Genomic DNA, 16,862 nt, shown 5'->3' with positions numbered 1-16,862 from the left:
GAACATGCACAAATTAAAAAATAAATTCAAAAGGCTACTCATGTCAGCTGCCACAATAGGTACGGCCTGCCTTTTGGCAGGCTGCGGTGCAGGTGCGGCGGCAGGAACTGACAATTCCGGTGTGACGGAAAGCCAGAGCGGGGGAAATGGCAGCGAACAGGAGAATGCCAGCACAGATAGTCAGAAGCTTCAGATTGTAGCCACTATTTTTCCAGAATACGACTGGGTAAAGGAAATCCTGGGTGACCAGGCTGAGAATGTGGATCTTACCTTGCTTTTGGGTAACGGAACAGACATGCATAGTTTCCAGCCTACCATGGAAGATATTTTGAAGGTATCCACCTGTGACCTGTTTATTTATGTAGGCGGTGAGTCTGATTCCTGGGTAGCCGATGCATTGAAGGGCGCCGGAAACCCAGACCGAAAAGCAATCAACCTGATGGATGTGCTGGGAGATCAGGTGAAGGAGGAAGAGCTTGTAGAGGGAATGCAGGAAGAAGACGGCCACACTCACGAAGAAGAGCATACCCACGATGATGATCTGGAATACGATGAGCATGTCTGGCTGTCCTTGAAAAATGCGTCTCTGTTTTGCGACACCATTGCCAGTAGTCTTGCTGATGCTGATCCGGAGCATTCCCAGCTTTATCAGCAGAACGCCGAGGCTTATGAAGAAAAACTGGCAGCTCTGGATCAGGAATACCAGACTTCAGTGGAGAAATCCCGGTCAAAAACCCTGCTTTTTGCGGATCGTTTCCCGTTCCGCTATTTAATTGACGACTATAATCTTACCTATTACGCTGCATTTGCCGGCTGTTCCGCAGAAACAGATGCCAGCTTCGAGACCATCACATTTCTGGCTGGTAAGCTGGATGAGCTGAACCTTCCGGCTGTTCTCACTATCGAGAATTCCGATCAGAAAGTGGCGAAAGCAGTAATTGAAAATACAAATACTAAGGATCAGAAGATTTTGACATTAAATTCCATGCAGTCCGTAACTACAAAGGATGTGGAAGAGGGAACCACATACCTTTCCATCATGGAAAATAATCTCCAGATTCTGAAGGAGGCATTATGAGTCTGATTACTTGTGAGAACCTTACATTGGGATATGAAGGAAAAGCGATTTTGTCCGGGCTGAATTTCAGCGTAAATTCCGGTGATTACCTTTGTATTGTAGGAGAAAACGGCTCTGGGAAATCCACACTGATGAAAACCCTTCTTCATCTTCAGAGCCCTATGAGCGGCAGCATCATTCTGGGAGACGATTTAAAAATCAACGAGATTGGCTATCTGCCACAGCAGACTGCGCTTCAGAGAGACTTCCCTGCTTCGGTAGACGAAATTGTGATGTCTGGTTTCCTGGGAAGAATGGGGCTTCGTCCTTTTTACAATAAAGCAGAGAAAAAAGAAGCCCGCGAATTGATGGAGAAAACCAGGATTACGGATCTGGCTGACCGTTGTTATCGCCAGTTGTCCGGCGGGCAGCAGCAGAGAGTGCTTCTGACCAGAGCCCTTTGCGCCACAAGGAAAATCCTCCTTCTGGATGAGCCTGTTTCTGGTCTGGATCCGGTTGCAACTGCTGATATGTACCAGATTATCAACGAATTAAATAAAGAAGACCGAGTAACCATCATCATGATTTCCCACGATATCAGTGAAGTAGCAACTTATGCAAGTCATGTGCTGCATATTGGACAGAAGGTTTTCTTCGGAACAAAAGAGGAATATCTGGAAAGCAAGATTGGAAAGCGGCTTGTGGATGCTGGAGAGGAGGGAAAAGCATGAGCGGAATTTTTGAAAAACTGGTATTTTATTTCCAGTATCCATTTGTGTGGTATGCTTTGATCGTAGGCGTGCTTATTGCACTTTGCTCCTCTCTTCTGGGGGTAACGCTGGTGCTGAAGCGATTTTCCTTTATTGGGGACGGACTGTCCCATGTGGCATTCGGAGCTATGGCCATTGCATCGGTGCTGAATTTCAGCAACAATATGCTGTTTGTCATGCCGGTAACTGTGATCTGTGCGGTGCTGCTTCTTCGTACAGGACAGAGTACAAAGATCAAAGGAGATGCGGCAATCGCTATGATTTCTGTTGGAGCCCTGGCAGTTGGCTATCTGCTGATGAATATTTTTTCCACAGGCTCTAATATTTCCGGAGATGTGTGCAGCAGCCTGTTTGGTTCTACGTCAATCCTGACTCTGACCACAGCTGAGGTGTGGCTGTGTGTGGTGGTGTCTGTTATTGTTGTGGCATTGTTTACAGTATTTTATCATAAGATATTTGCGGTTACCTTTGATGAAAATTTTGCAAAAGCTACTGGAACCAGGACGGATATGTACAATCTTCTGATTGCGGTGATCACAGCGGTGATCATTGTACTGGCTATGAATCTGGTGGGGTCCCTGTTGATCTCAGCTCTGATCATTTTCCCGGCACTGTCGGCAATGAGGCTCTATAAACGATTCAGCGCAGTAATTATCTGTTCGGCGATTTTATCCGTGTTGTGTGCATTTTTTGGAATTATTGTTTCCATTCTGGGCGGAACGCCGGTAGGGTCTACTATTGTGGCTGTAGATATTGCGGCGTTTCTGGTGACAAGCCTGGTTGGGAAGCTTTTAGAGAGATAGAATATGGTATAGAGCGGTAGCGCGTGTCTGAAAAATCTGACAAGTTAATATGGCAGTTTCTTAATATTCGATGTATAGGGCGTTCTTGTAAGTGGTTCAGCTTGCAGGGGACGCCTTTTTAATGTAATAGGAAATTCTGTTGGAATTGCCTATTACATCAAAAGCCTTACTGAGCAGGAACGCACTGCGGCGGAAAGGGTAGCTGTCGCTCGAGGCGACCCGTCGCAGGCGGAGAATCCTGCAAGCTGGATTTTTTTTATATGGACAATGAGAAAAATACTAACCAGAGTATAGTGCTTTTTCCTGGGTAAATTTCTTATAATATAGTTACAGCAGAATGATACAGTTGTAGAAAAAATTTCTGGTTACTGTTTTGTATCTGGCTGCAAAGTTGAAATTATATTTTTCAGAAAAATTATATGATTCAGGGAGGGTGCTTATGAAAAGAAGAATAATTGCTGCAGTATTTACCGGAATGTTAACCGTCGCATTGTTTCCTGCTATTGCCCATGCAGAAATCGAAAATCCGGAGGACTATATGGGCATCTGGTATGCCAATTATGTAATATATTCTGACGAAAGCAGCGAACGCCACAATGTAGCAGAATATTTGAACCAATACTTGGAAATGAGGCTGATGGAAGACGGAAGTGCTTACATGGAAATGTCCTACAATAGTGAGGAGCCAGACTCGGCAGAAATTCTGAAGGTCTCATGGAAACTGGAGGATGGGAAAATACTTGTTTCCCTGGAGGAAGGAGACATTTATCTTGATACGGTAGACGGAGAGTTTGTGGGGAGCTTAGATGAGGATACCCAGGTGATTTTTGGACGTGAACTGGTGCAGACAGGAGAAGCTCAGAGCCTGGATAATCTGGACGATCTGGAAGATAGTGAAAAGGCTAAGATTCCAAAGGAGAATCCCTATATTTATCATCCGGAAACAGACAATCCGGAGGAAATCATTGCCCGCTATCTTGGGGCTGCGAATTTAGAAAAAGGTTATGAAGTTTCCGTGGATGAAGACAATGGAACCTTTACAGCTCATTGGGCAGGAGATGAATATTATGATCCCAGGGACTACGTTGGAAGCTACAGAATAACGGATGATAACTATATCAATATTTGCTGGAGAGAGGCCACCAGTGAGTATGGCGATAAATGCTATGGTGCGGTTCTGGTAGACCGCTGGAACCAGTTTACGATAAATGAGGATCTTGGAAATCTGGCCGAAGTTATGACTGCCATGGCAAATGACATAAACAGCGGACGTGTTTTCACAGCTTACAGGACAGAAATCACAGAAGGCTCTGAAAACCAGGGTGCTGTGAAATTTATAGATGAGGATTACGAGGTTTCCTATAGCTACCAGATCATTCCAGGTGCAGATCCTATGGTGACACTTACCAGGTATGATTCGGAATATGATTATGAACAGGTGTATACAAATTATCAGCTGAGGGAAATGCTGTAGGAAAATAGAAAAATTGGAAAATGTGAAATTGGCACTCACCTCTTGATAATGAAAGTCGATTTTTGTCCTGGCTTGTGTATCCTAGAAGTGCCTGTTTTACAGGCTTTCCGGGGCATCAGTCATTTTGTCTGGTATTGTAAAGCAGTGTCAGATTTGTCGTAAATGTCGTAAATTTGTGGTCAAAAAATGATGAGAAATGGAGAGTGCTAATAAAATGAACGCAGGCAGCCAGAGAACGGGAAGAAGTGATCCTGAAACAGTTGGAAGAAAAAGAACCATTACCGGATAAAGAGAAAAATCAGATTGCCTGGGTAAGAGCTGCTAATCAGCACAGAGCGATTGCGGAAGAGATTATTCTCAAGGAATTGATTTATGTATAAATGTTGCCAGTAAACAATCTAGCAGATAACTAACGAAAATAGAATATTGTGAGCGAAGTAAGGCGTGAGTCATAGAAATGTGGCTTGCGTCTTTTTCTTTGCCTGAAAGGAAGTGATAAGTTACTGACATTTTTCAAAGACGCTGGTCTTGATGGAAAAGCAGGCTGGCAATTGTTCAAAGAGAAGGAGTATCTTGGCAAATTGGATAACCAGAAAGAAGTTGAGAAATTACTGGAACAGTATATTCTTCGGTTTGAGCGAGATCCAAAAGAAGAACCGGAACTGAGCCGGTTTCACTTATTTGATGCAAAAGGAAATATATATCAAAGGTCAGTGACCTTTTGACACCCTAATCCTGTTTATAAATAAATACATTCAAATTTGAGTAGGCATACAGGAAAAAGTAGGGTAAAATAATGCATATGCTGAAAGAATGGGAGAAAAGAAGCTGTGGAAACCGGTTCTGGTTCTTGCCTGTCTGATAGGAATATCAAGATTGTATTTGTATGTGCATTATCCCACAGATGTTCTTGGCGGAGTCCTGGCAGGCGCTATATCAGGATATCTGGGATATCGGTTCATCCAGGCCATTTTTTACAGAATAAAACAAGAAGGGGGAGGACCATGTCCGAAGTAAAGAATAAGAAAAAGAAATCCAGTATGATTCAGGTCAGTATTGGTGTTCTGGCAGTTATTCTGGCTATTCTTATTATTATAATGATGGGAATTGTTTCTGATATTCAGGGAACGGCTCGTATTGTAAATTATACTGGTTTAGTCCGTGGAGAGACACAGAGGATCATCAAGCTGGAGGTTGCCGGGGAACAGGACGATGCAATGATCCAGGAGGTAAGGTCTTTCATTGATGGTCTGCGCAATGGAAATACGAAACTGAATCTGGTATATCTGAATGATACGGATTTTCAGAATAAAATGCAGGAACTGGACGAGGGATTTTCTGATCTGTATAAAGAAATCTGTTTGGGGCGGTCTGAAGGATATGAAAAAACAGATATTATATCCAGAAGTGAGGATTTCTTTGTAATCTGTGATGAAGCAACAGGTCTGGCCGAAAAATATTCGCAGAAAAAAGCCACATCCTTATCATTGCTTGAAAAATATATCACAGCAGATATTGTTGTGTTGATGCTGCTGATCGGATATGAGTTTATAAAAGCAATACAGTATGCTGCAATGAACCGTCTGTTGCAGCGAAAAGTATATCTGGATGATGCGACAGGACTTCCGAACAAAAATAAATGTGAAGAATTACTGAGTGAGGAAGAAACGGATGCAGATACCGGTGTCTGCAGTTTTGACCTTAATAATCTCCGGCGTATTAATGACAGCAGAGGACATGAAGCCGGTGATGCCTATATCCGTAGATTTGCTATCTGCCTGCGGGCTTCCATACCAGCAGAGCAGTTTGTGGGAAGAGCAGGTGGAGATGAGTTTCTTGTAGTTACCCATGGACTGGACAGGGAACAGATGACACAGTGCCTTGAAAAGGTGCGCAGAGATATGGCAGAGGAATCCAGAGTGTATCCGGATACTCAGCTAAGCTATGCGGTAGGTTTTGCACTGGCCTGTGATTTTCCCGGAAGTACAATGAGGGAGCTGTTTAACTGCGCAGACAAAAACATGTATATCAATAAGAATCATGTAAAAAGGGAAGAGGCTGCAGCAGAAAAGAATCAGGGATATCAGCTGTTAAAGCTGCTTAATCAGCACGGCAGTAATTTCTCAGATTGTCTATATTGTGATGCCGGGATGGATACCTATCGGGCGATTCGTTCCAGTGAAAATTTTTTCCTGGCCTCTGATGGTGCATATTCCGGTGCAGTGGAACAGATCATAGAGGAACAGATTGAAAAGTCCTGTCAGGCAGATATTCGCGAAGGGCTGCAGATTTCGGAACTTCAAAAGAAAATGCATACGAAGAAAGATGTGCTGGAATATGAGTATAATATCGGGAAACAGGGGGCATATAACCGCCTGACACTGATTCCTGTGGACTGGGATGAGGACAAAAAGCTGCATCATTTTCTCCTGGCATTTGAAACCATCCGAAAGACTTCAGAAGGTCAGACAGGGGCAAAAGAGCAGCTGCAGCTTTATTATGAACAGCTGAAACAGTCTATCCTGGAAAATGACAGCTATGTGGATGCGCTTCTGGAATTGTCAGATGTGATCTATACAGTAAATCTGACAAAAGATGTTCTGGAAAGAAGGATTGTACTGAATGGAAAAGAACAGAAGAGCCGGGAACTTTTTATGGATTATTCACTTCCATGTTCTTATCAGGATTACTGCTGGGAATATGAGAAAAAAATCACCCAGGAAACAATTGCCGGTTACTGTATGACAGATAATTGTGAAAAGCTTCGTAAGAGGTTTGAGAACGGAGAAACAAATATGTCTGTGGAGTATTGTGCCCGCGAAGATGATGGAAGTATCCGCTGGGTACAGAAAACAGTTCTTATGACCAGAATGGTGGTGTTTGATACAGAAATTCTTGCTGAGATCCCTATGATTTATGCAATCATTCTGTTGCAGGATACCACACAGAGACATGAACGGGATGAGCAGGAACAGGCACGCCTTCAGGCTGCATTTAATGAAATGCGTGCCGAGAGCAGGGCGAAAACGAATTTCCTAAGCCGTATGAGCCATGATATCAGGACACCTTTGAATGGTATTATTGGTCTGTTAAAGATTGATGAGACCCATTTTGAGGATAAAGCACTGATACGGGAAAATCATAAAAAGATGAAGATAGCAGCGGATTATTTACTTTCCCTTATTAATGATGTTCTGCAGATGAGCAAAATAGAGGAAGGTCATATTGTTTTGACTCATGAATATATCTGTCTTAAAGATCTGGTCTATGAGATTGAGAGCATTATCACACACAGGGCAGCAGATGAGGATATTCAGTGGATTTATGAGAAAAATAAGGAGGATATTCCCTATCCTTATGTCTATGGAAGCTCACTGCATCTTCGCCAGATTTTTCTGAATATCTATGGAAACTGCATTAAGTATAACCGGCCGGGAGGAAAGATTACCACGGTAATGGAGGCTGTAGATGTACATGATGGGATCTGTACATACAGATGGACAATTTCTGATACAGGTATAGGGATGAGTGCAGAGTTCCTGAGCCGCATTTTTGATCCGTTCTCACAGGAAAAAACAGATGCCCGTAGTGTTTATCAGGGAACTGGTCTGGGAATGGCGATTGCCAGGGGATTGATTGAGCAGATGCATGGAAGTATTGAAGTGACAAGTCAGGTGGGAGTTGGATCTGTGTTTGTCATTACCATTCCTTTTGAGATTGCAGAGAAATATAATATTCGTGGATTGCATCTGTTGGCAGCCGAGGATAATGAGCTTAATGCTGAAATCATAGAAATGTTGCTGACTGATGACGGTGCGAAGGTTACAGTTGCAAAAAACGGCAGACAGGCGGTGGAGTACTTCGAAAGTAATTCTCCGGGAACCTTTGATGCCATATTGATGGATGTCATGATGCCTGTTATGGATGGTATCGCAGCAACAAAAGCCATACGTGCTATGGACAGGGCGGATGCAAAAACAGTTCCGATCATTGCAATGACTGCAAATGCATTTGAGGAAGATGCAAAAAGATGTCTCGCAGCCGGCATGACCGCACATCTGGCAAAACCATTCCAGATAGAAGATGTGGAAAAGGCCATTGTGGAGTGCTGTGGAAAGTAATGCCATCTGCAAGATCTATTGCCATCAGTAAATTATCAGAAGCAGCTAGTAAGTTAATTTTTGTTCCAATAAAAATAAAAAATCAATAGTTTTGGGACTACAATCCTAAAACTATTGATTTTTTTGTTGCTTTTGGAATATAATTAGTAAAGAGAGGAGCATTATTATGATTATAGAAAGAAAAGAATATTTAGAAAAACTGATAGCCTGGAAAGATAAGCAGTTGATTAAAATTGTTACAGGTGTACGACGTTGTGGAAAATCTATGCTTCTGGAAATTTATCGCAATTATTTAAAAGAGCATGGGATTGAGGAAGAACAGATTATTTCTATTAATTTTGAAGATCTTGATTATGAAGAACTGACAGATTACAGGAAATTATATAAATATTTAAAGGAACGTCTGATTGATGGAAAAATGACATATATTTTCCTTGATGAAATTCAGAATGTAACAGATTTTCCGAAAGTGTTGGACAGTCTTTATATTAAAAAAAACATAGATATTTATGTGACTGGTTCCAATGCATATATGTTGTCCAGTGAGATTGCAACTATGATTTCAGGAAGATATATTCAGATTGAAATGTTGCCGTTGTCTTTTAAGGAATATATGGAGAGTACTGGCAGTATGAATGACAGAGGAATCAAATATGCTGAGTATTTGCAGAATAGTTCATTTCCGTTTACACTGGAATTAAAAAATCAGCCAGATGAGATCAGAGATTATCTGGAAGGAATCTATAATACGATTGTTGTAAAGGATATTATAAACAGAAAAAAAATTACAGATACTATGATGCTTAAGAGTGTCTTAAGATTTGTGTTTGATAATATAGGAAATCCATTGTCATCAAAAAAAATTGCAGATACGATGACCTCAGAAGGGCGAAAAATTGATACAAAAACGGTGGAAAAATATCTAGAGGCTTTTAGCGAGAGTTATATTATATATCAGGCAAAACGTTATAATATAAAGGGAAAACAATATTTAAAAACTCTTGAAAAATATTATATAGTTGATATTGGAATGAGGTATATGCTTTTAGGTTCGAGGCAGGCAGATGCAGGACATGTTCTGGAAAATATAGTCTATCTGGAATTGTTACGTCGAGGATATGAGGTGTATGTTGGAAAAATCGATTCATATGAAGTGGATTTTGTGGCACAGAATAAAAAGGGAACAGTATATTTCCAGGTGGCACTGACTGTACGAGATGAAAATACACTTTTAAGAGAATTAAGGCCATTACAGGCGATACGAGATCATTATCCAAAGATTATCTTAACAATGGATGAAGAACCAGAAGAACAATATGAGGGAATTCGACGTATTAATGCCAGAGACTGGTTATTGGGGATTGTAGACTGAGCAATGCAAATTCATGGTAATAATATATATAAACAGAAGATACATTTGTTGATAGCAGTGAAAGTGCAAGATAAGTTGCAAAAATATGTTGTTCCTTTTTATGCAGTATGTGATGGGGGCTGGATGTCCGGTGGATATCCGTCTAGCACAGACCGTAGCGTTCACAAAATCTTCACAAAATAATTAGCACTCACCTCTTGACAGTGCTAATAATAGGTGCTATATTACAACTAGAACAAAGGAAGGGGATAAAAAGAAAGCAAAAGCGAAAGGCTTTATGAATTCCCTACCACCCGAGTTCCAAGAAACAAGGTAAACAGCATATATAAAAAGGAGAGATGACTTATGTTAATGCCTAGTATTTTTGGAGAGAACTTATTTGATGATTTCTTTAATGATTTTCCATTCTATTATGATGATAAAGCAATGAAAGATACCGAGAAGAAGCTTTATGGCAAGAGAGCCAGCCACGTTATGAAGACTGATATTAAGGAAATGGATAACGGTTATCAGCTGGTAGTCGATCTTCCAGGATTTACCAAAGATGAGATTAAGGCTTCCCTGGAGAATGGCTACCTGACCATCAGCGCTGAGAAAGGTCTGGACAAAGATGAGCAGGAGAAAGAATCCGGTCATTACATCCGCAGGGAGCGTTACGCAGGAGCCTGCAGCAGAAGCTTTTATGTAGGCGAGGATGTTCAGCAGGAGGATATTAAGGCTGAGTTTAAACATGGCATTCTGAAACTGTTTGTTCCGAAGAAAGAAGCGAAACCAGCAGTGGAAGAGAAGAAACACATTGCCATCGAAGGATAACTTTTCCCCTTTCAGAAGCATATTCTGAGAGAATAGCATAATTAAGAAGTAAGATGCCGCAGAATCACGGAAAATGGTGGTTCTGCGGCATCTTTTTTTACATTTGTTCGCTATTTTTCTGTCTTGACAATGCCTGTTGATTTAGCTATAATGGTGAAACTGTGAATATCCTAGTGAATTTGTACCCTTTTGGGTAATGAAATGTCTGCTTCTGCAGGCATTAACAATTATAAAAGTGGACTGTTTGGCGAATGAATGTTATCTGTGGTTGGTATATTTCTGCAGCTTTTTGTTCAGGACTTTTATAGTAATGGAATTTTCCGGGAGAAACAGCATATAAGAAATGTATGATACGGGGCGACAAGCCGCCGGAATGAAAGGGAGTAAGGCTATAATGGAAGAAAAGAAGAACTTACTAACCTATGCAGGACTTAAAAAACTGGAAGAAGAGCTGCATGATTTAAAGGTAGTAAAAAGAAAAGAAGTAGCAGGTAAGATCAAAGAGGCAAGAGAGCAGGGAGACCTGTCCGAGAATGCAGAGTACGATGCAGCTAAAGATGAGCAGAGAGATATCGAAGCGCGTATTGAAGAAATTGAGAAAATCCTGAAGAACGCTGAGGTTGTAGTTGAGGACGAAGTCGATCTTGACAAGATCAGCGTAGGATGTAAAGTAAGAGTACATGACTTCGAGTTTGACGAAGATATAGAACTGAAGCTGGTTGGCTCCACAGAGGCAAACAGCCTGGAAGGCAAGATTTCTAATGAATCTCCTGTAGGAAAGGCTCTTATGGGCGCACACACAGGTGATATTGTAGAAGTAGAGCTGCCATCCGGTATCATGAAGTACAAAGTGCTGGAAATCCAGCGTAATATTTAAGGAGGCACAAAAGTGGCAGAACAGAAGAATCAGGATCTGAATCAGCTTCTGAAAATCCGCCGTGATAAACTGGCAGAGCTTCAGGCGAATGGCAAGGATCCATTTCAGATAACAAAATTTAATCAGACCCATCATTCATTGGAAGTAAAGAACCTTTATGAGGCACACGAAGCAGAGCTGCTGAAGGATCGTACAGAGCCGGATGTAACAGGTCTTGATGAAGAGCAGGCGAAGGAAGTTCAGAAGAACGACTACGAAGAGAGAAGAAGTATTATGGATGCCAGCCCGCTCCATGTGGCAATCGCTGGACGTATGATGTTCAAGAGAGTCATGGGAAAAGCTTCTTTCTGCAATATCCAGGACTTACAGGGAAACATTCAGGTATATGTTGCAAGAGACGCTATCGGAGCAGATTCTTATGCAGACTTTAAGAAATCTGATATCGGCGATATCTTCGGTCTGGAAGGTTTTGCATTTAGAACCAGAACCGGTGAGATTTCTATTCATGCAGAGAAAATGACTCTTTTATCAAAGAGCCTGCAGATCCTTCCGGAGAAATTCCACGGACTGACAGATACAGATATGCGTTATCGTCAGAGATATGTAGATCTGATCATGAACCAGGAGAGCAAGAACGTATTTATCAAGCGCTCTCAGGTCATTAAAGAGATCCGAAACTTCCTTGCTGGCCGTGACTTCATGGAAGTAGAGACTCCAATGCTGGTTTCCAATGCTGGTGGTGCAGCTGCCAGACCATTTGAGACACATTACAATGCACTGAATGAAGATGTTAAGCTTCGTATTTCACTGGAACTTTATCTGAAACGACTGATCGTTGGCGGACTTGAAAGAGTCTACGAGATTGGCCGTGTATTCCGTAATGAGGGTGTTGATACCCGTCACAATCCAGAATTTACACTGATGGAGCTTTACCAGGCATATACAGATTATGAAGGAATGATGGAACTTACGGAATCCATGTTCCGTTACCTGGCAGAGAAGGTGTGCGGATCTGCGAAGATTTCCTATAATGGTATCGAGATTGACCTTAGCAAACCATTCGAACGTCTGACTATGAACGATGCAATCAAGAAATATGCAGGAATCGACTTCGATCAGGTACCTGATGATGAAGCTGCCAAGAAGCTTGCTGCTGAGCATCATATTGAGTATGAGGAGCGTCACAAGAAAGGTGATATCATCAATCTCTTCTTCGAGGAATACTGCGAGAAAGAGCTGATCCAGCCAACATTCATTATGGATCATCCGATCGAGATTTCTCCTCTGACCAAGAAGAAACCTACTGATCCGAGCAAGGTAGAGCGTTTCGAGCTTTTCATCAACACATGGGAGATGTGTAACGCATACTCCGAGCTGAACGACCCGATCGATCAGCGCGAGCGTTTCAAAGCACAGGATGCTCTTGCAGACGCTGGTGACGAGGAAGCTAACCATACAGATGAAGACTTCCTGAATGCACTTGAGATTGGTATGCCGCCGACAGGTGGTATTGGATACGGAATCGACCGTCTGGTTATGCTTCTCACCGATAGCCAGGCCATCCGTGACGTACTGCTCTTCCCCACAATGAAGAGCCAGGGCGCTGCTAAGAACGAAGCAAATAATGCTGCTCAGGCAGGAAGCGCTGCTTCCGCAGAGAACGTAGAAGTTGCAGCACCGGCAGGTGACAACAATGGCTTCTTTACACCAAACGAGAAGATCGACTTCTCCAAGGTAACAATTGAGCCGCTGTTTGAAGAGCAGGTAGATTTCGATACCTTCAGCAAATCTGATTTCAGAGCTGTTAAGGTAAAGGCTTGCGAAGCTGTTAAGAAATCCAAGAAACTTCTTCAGTTCACACTGGATGACGGAACCGGTACAGACCGTACCATCCTTTCTGGAATCCATGCATTCTACGAGCCGGAAGAACTGGTTGGTAAAACATTAATCGCAATCACAAACCTGCCGCCAAGAGCTATGATGGGAATTGAATCCTGCGGAATGCTCCTTAGCGCTATTCATGAGGAAGAGGGAGAAGAGAAACTTCATCTTCTGATGGTGGATAACCATATTCCGGCGGGTGCGAAGTTGTATTAATTTATACAAGAGAATAATAAAAATAAAAGAGACTGGAACTGGTGATCCGGTCTCTTTGTGTATATAATAAAAGAAGATGATGAATTATGGACTTCACAGACTGTATTGATTATATGGGGTGCTAAATGTTAAACATTTATTTAGGTGATATGAAAGAGGCTGTTTATCATCATCCCACATACTTTGATAATATGTATGAGGATGAATGGATTACAAATCCGTTATCTGTTGAGATGATTTTTGATGTAGATAAATCGAAAGTAGTAGGGGCACATTTAATTGAGAGCCCTGTGTTAGGTCCGATATCTCCTAAAGCTTTATCGGGTGGAGTAAAAACATTGATGCTCATGGCATTTGATGAAAATGATCGGGTGTTTAATGCCTCTGTGTGCGGTGACAACTGTGCAAAATGGATAATGCAAATTGCGGAAAATAAAGACTTGACGATAAATCTTCGCCATATTATGGACTTTGGAGAGGGAAAATTCGAAGCTAAGGTGTTAAATACAAACCAGATCGTTCATAATATGCAGGAATTTTTGGCTATTGCTGGAGAGTATGTTTAGGGGATAATGAATGAAAGGTAAACATAAAGTAGTTGTAAAAAATAATAAATTGCATTATGAGTTTGAAATAAAGCGTAATATTACAATTATCAAAGGTGATAGTGCTACTGGGAAAGCAAACTGAATCCGGTGTACCTGCATGAGCGAAATCGGAAAGCTATAGTAGATAGTATTGAAGGTATAAAGCTGACAAGATAGCTTCAGAAAGTGGAAGGGGAAGAATTAAAACGGTTTAAATGAAAATGCTTCAAAGTAAAATGAAGATTGTTTGAAGTAACTTTGAAGTGGACATTGAAGTGAGTTTGAAGTGTTATAGAAGCGAAAGATTTTAAAGTTTATTGGAGACAGTCCTTAGGGCTGTCTCCATTTTGTATATAAGAATAAGTTTATCTGGGATTTTTATACCCCACCTATTGCTGTAAACTGTAACCATTAAAGAAGGTTAAATCAGAAATTCAAAGAAATGGAGAAACTGGTGATGAAGGGATTTAATACAGGTGATGGTTACATGGGTTTGGTAAATGGTAAATATATCTTGTTTGCCAGCGAATCCGATTACTATGATTATATGAATGATTAAAGGCGATGTTGCAAAGAAAGGGACAATCACAATAGCAATATGGTATACTGGACTTATCACTTGATAAAAGGAGATGGGTCAGATGCCAAAAGGAAGTAACCAGAAATTCAAATTATACCGGCTTGCTCAGATCATGCAGGAGAAGACAGATGATGAGCATTATATTACCATGCCTGAAATCATGAAAGAACTGGCCAAATATGATATCACGGCAGACCGGAAAAGTATATATAATGATCTGAGAGATTTGAGTGTTCTTGGTATTGAGGTAGAGGGAGAACCAGATGGAAACCGCTATCATTATCATGTTGTAGATCGTGCCTTTGAACTCCCGGAATTAAAACTTTTGGTTGATGCAATCCAGTCTTCGAAATTTATCACAGAGAAAAAATCAAATGCATTGATCAAAAAACTGGAAACCCTGGTAAGTAAATATGATGCCCAGAAACTGCAACGCCAGGTATTTGTATCTGGAAGAATTAAAACCATGAATGAGAGTATCTATTACACAGTAGATGCGATTCACAATGCAATTTCAGCGGATAAAAAGATCAAGTTCCAGTATTATCAGTGGAATGAGAAAAAAGAAATGGAACTTCGCCACAGTGGTGCCTGGTATCACATTAGTCCCTGGGGCTTATCCTGGAATAATGAAAATTATTATCTGGTCGGATATGACTCAGAAGAAGAAAAGATTAAGCATTTCCGCGTGGACAAGATGCTGCATATCAAACTATCAAAAGAAAGCAGAGAAGGAAATGAACATTTTAAAAAGCTGGATATGGCAGATTATGCGAAGAAAAGTTTTGGAATGTTTGGTGGAAAAGAACGGACAGTAAAATTACTGGTAAAGAATAATCTGGCAGGTGTAATTATTGACCGTTTTGGCAAAGATGTAATGATGATTCCAGCGGACAACGAGCACTTCACCGTGAGTGTAGATATACACGTCAGCAAACAGTTCCTGGGGTGGGTGTTTTCACTGGGAGAAAATATAAAAATTCTTGGACCGGATGATGTGGTGGAGATGATGAAAGGGGAGATTGGGAGGTTGGTTGGACAGTATAAATAAAAACGAATTATACGTTGATAAATTATGAAGATATGGATATAATAGTAATAAATATAAAATATCAACGCAAAAAACGTTTTTAAATTTGGAGGACTAAATGAAATTATTAAGAGTCACAGCACAAGGGTTGCCATTGTTTAAAGAAAAATTGGATTTGCCTTTTTATGCGCAGCAAAGAGTGGCAGAGGAAGATAAAATAAATTTATATTCGTTGTTTTCCAATATATATTTAAATCCATCTAATGCATTTATAGGAATCAATGCCTCTGGAAAGACCTCTGTATTGAAGGTTCTTATTCTTGCATTGGGAATCATAAATAACGAACCAATCAATCATATCAATACAAAAGATATATTAGGAAATACGGAAAAAGCGGTCTTGAATATATATTTTTATTCAGAAGTTAATGAAGAAATTTGTAGATTAGAGACAGTTATTACATCTAAGAACGTTAAAGTAGAAGGGGTAGTATATCAGATTGATTCGGAATCGTTGTGGACGAAGAATATTGAAGAAGTAACAACGCGTAAAACTATGCTGGATTTTGATGGGAGAGAACCAATTATAGTTCGAAATGAGCAGGAAAGTTTTTTGTCTGATGATGTGAGCATTATGATCGCTTACAATAAGAAAAACGGTGAACATATCAAGGTAGTCAGTTTGCTGTTCTTTACTAATATGAATGTATTACCATTTTCCGAATGTATTCCAACGGAGATTATTTCTTATTTGGATCCGACAATTGAATATTTATATTTTGAAGAAAAAAATGAGAAACCAATAATTCATTTGAAATTTAAGGAGAAAGAAGAGATTATTTTAAATAGTTCTATAGAACTGAATAATTATCTTTCGTCCGGAACGATAAAAGGCATGATTACTTTTACACTTGCACAGGAGGTTCTGAAAGAGGGGGGCTGCCTGGTTGTGGATGAGATTGAGAATCATTTCAACAAGGAAATCGTAAGCACTTTAATCCGGTTCTTCCTGGATGGAAAGCTGAACAAAAATGGAGGAATGCTGATTTTTTCTACTCATTATTCAGAGCTTTTAGATGAATATGATCGTAACGATAGTATATTTATTACCAGAAACCGAAATGGCATTACAGCCGAAAATCTTTCCAATATTTTAAAAAGGAATGATATTAAAAAAAGTGATGCTTACCAGAGCGGATTCCTGGAAGGAACGACACCTACTTATGAAGCATATATGCAGTTGAAGAAAAGTATAGCTGCATCTCTGAAATAAATGGAGGT

At 40.7% G+C, this 16,862-nt stretch carries 14 protein-coding genes and 1 pseudogene; all 15 read left to right on the top strand.

Translation table 11 applies throughout. From position 1 onward, the window contains the following. Positions 1-4: 4 nt before the first annotated feature. The 15 genes and pseudogenes from AB5618_RS17800 (at position 5) to AB5618_RS17730 (ending at position 16,854) form a co-directional block, all read left to right on the top strand. Positions 5-1,078: a metal ABC transporter substrate-binding protein gene (locus tag AB5618_RS17800; RefSeq protein WP_148461401.1), complete on the top strand. Its 1,074-nt coding sequence runs from the start codon at positions 5-7 to the stop codon at positions 1,076-1,078. Continuing rightward, a complete protein-coding gene (locus tag AB5618_RS17795) occupies positions 1,075-1,788 on the top strand; it encodes a metal ABC transporter ATP-binding protein (RefSeq protein ID WP_118577697.1) in 714 nt (237 codons plus the stop codon). Before AB5618_RS17800 ends, AB5618_RS17795 begins: the two co-directional genes overlap by 4 nt. Next, positions 1,785-2,630, top strand: a complete 846-nt coding sequence (locus AB5618_RS17790) for a metal ABC transporter permease (RefSeq protein WP_173769127.1) — start codon at positions 1,785-1,787, stop codon at positions 2,628-2,630. The genes AB5618_RS17795 and AB5618_RS17790 overlap by 4 nt, the downstream gene beginning before the upstream one ends. 439 nt (positions 2,631-3,069) lie before the next feature. Further along, complete coding sequence (locus AB5618_RS17785; protein WP_173769126.1) at positions 3,070-4,104, top strand: hypothetical protein; 1,035 nt, start codon at positions 3,070-3,072, stop codon at positions 4,102-4,104. A gap of 233 nt (positions 4,105-4,337) precedes the next feature. Next, positions 4,338-4,484 (top strand): annotated as a pseudogene (locus AB5618_RS17780) (TnpV protein); the annotation flags it as partial. An 84-nt stretch (positions 4,485-4,568) separates the two neighbouring features. After that, the gene (locus AB5618_RS17775) at positions 4,569-4,829 is read left to right on the top strand and encodes a hypothetical protein (RefSeq protein WP_226854149.1); all 261 of its coding nucleotides are present in this window, start codon (positions 4,569-4,571) and stop codon (positions 4,827-4,829) included. Between the two features lie 88 nt (positions 4,830-4,917). Next, positions 4,918-5,121, top strand: coding sequence for a phosphatase PAP2 family protein (locus tag AB5618_RS17770; protein ID WP_319017142.1), 204 nt, complete (start codon positions 4,918-4,920; stop codon positions 5,119-5,121). Then, the gene (locus AB5618_RS17765; protein WP_173769125.1) at positions 5,109-8,225 is read left to right on the top strand and encodes a response regulator; all 3,117 of its coding nucleotides are present in this window, start codon (positions 5,109-5,111) and stop codon (positions 8,223-8,225) included. Before AB5618_RS17770 ends, AB5618_RS17765 begins: the two co-directional genes overlap by 13 nt. Positions 8,226-8,391: 166 nt before the next feature. Next, positions 8,392-9,597: an ATP-binding protein gene (locus AB5618_RS17760; RefSeq protein ID WP_118577695.1), complete on the top strand. Its 1,206-nt coding sequence runs from the start codon at positions 8,392-8,394 to the stop codon at positions 9,595-9,597. 345 nt (positions 9,598-9,942) lie between these two features. Further along, positions 9,943-10,410, top strand: coding sequence for an Hsp20/alpha crystallin family protein (locus AB5618_RS17755; protein ID WP_148461412.1), 468 nt, complete (start codon positions 9,943-9,945; stop codon positions 10,408-10,410). Positions 10,411-10,804: 394 nt separating this feature from the next. Then, positions 10,805-11,287: a transcription elongation factor GreA gene (gene greA / locus AB5618_RS17750; RefSeq protein WP_148461413.1), complete on the top strand. Its 483-nt coding sequence runs from the start codon at positions 10,805-10,807 to the stop codon at positions 11,285-11,287. A 12-nt stretch (positions 11,288-11,299) separates the two neighbouring features. Then, the gene (gene lysS, locus AB5618_RS17745) at positions 11,300-13,384 is read left to right on the top strand and encodes a lysine--tRNA ligase (protein ID WP_368366936.1); all 2,085 of its coding nucleotides are present in this window, start codon (positions 11,300-11,302) and stop codon (positions 13,382-13,384) included. 125 nt (positions 13,385-13,509) lie between these two features. Beyond that, on the top strand, positions 13,510-13,950 hold the full coding sequence (locus AB5618_RS17740) for a DUF4869 domain-containing protein (protein WP_173772975.1): 441 nt from the start codon (positions 13,510-13,512) through the stop codon (positions 13,948-13,950). Positions 13,951-14,612: 662 nt separating this feature from the next. Further along, positions 14,613-15,602 (top strand): YafY family protein, encoded by a 990-nt coding sequence (locus AB5618_RS17735; RefSeq protein ID WP_173772976.1) that lies wholly within the window; start codon positions 14,613-14,615, stop codon positions 15,600-15,602. Between the two features lie 97 nt (positions 15,603-15,699). Then, positions 15,700-16,854 (top strand): ATP/GTP-binding protein, encoded by a 1,155-nt coding sequence (locus tag AB5618_RS17730; protein WP_368366935.1) that lies wholly within the window; start codon positions 15,700-15,702, stop codon positions 16,852-16,854. Positions 16,855-16,862 lie beyond the last annotated feature (8 nt).

Source organism: Ruminococcus sp. J1101004sp1_RTP21198st1_B9_RTP21198_201120, from assembly GCF_040924245.1.
Taxonomy (GTDB): domain Bacteria; phylum Bacillota; class Clostridia; order Lachnospirales; family Lachnospiraceae; genus Blautia_A; species Blautia_A faecis.
The sequence above is the reverse complement of the archived record's forward strand: the minus strand, read 5'-3'. Positions and strand labels throughout refer to the sequence as shown.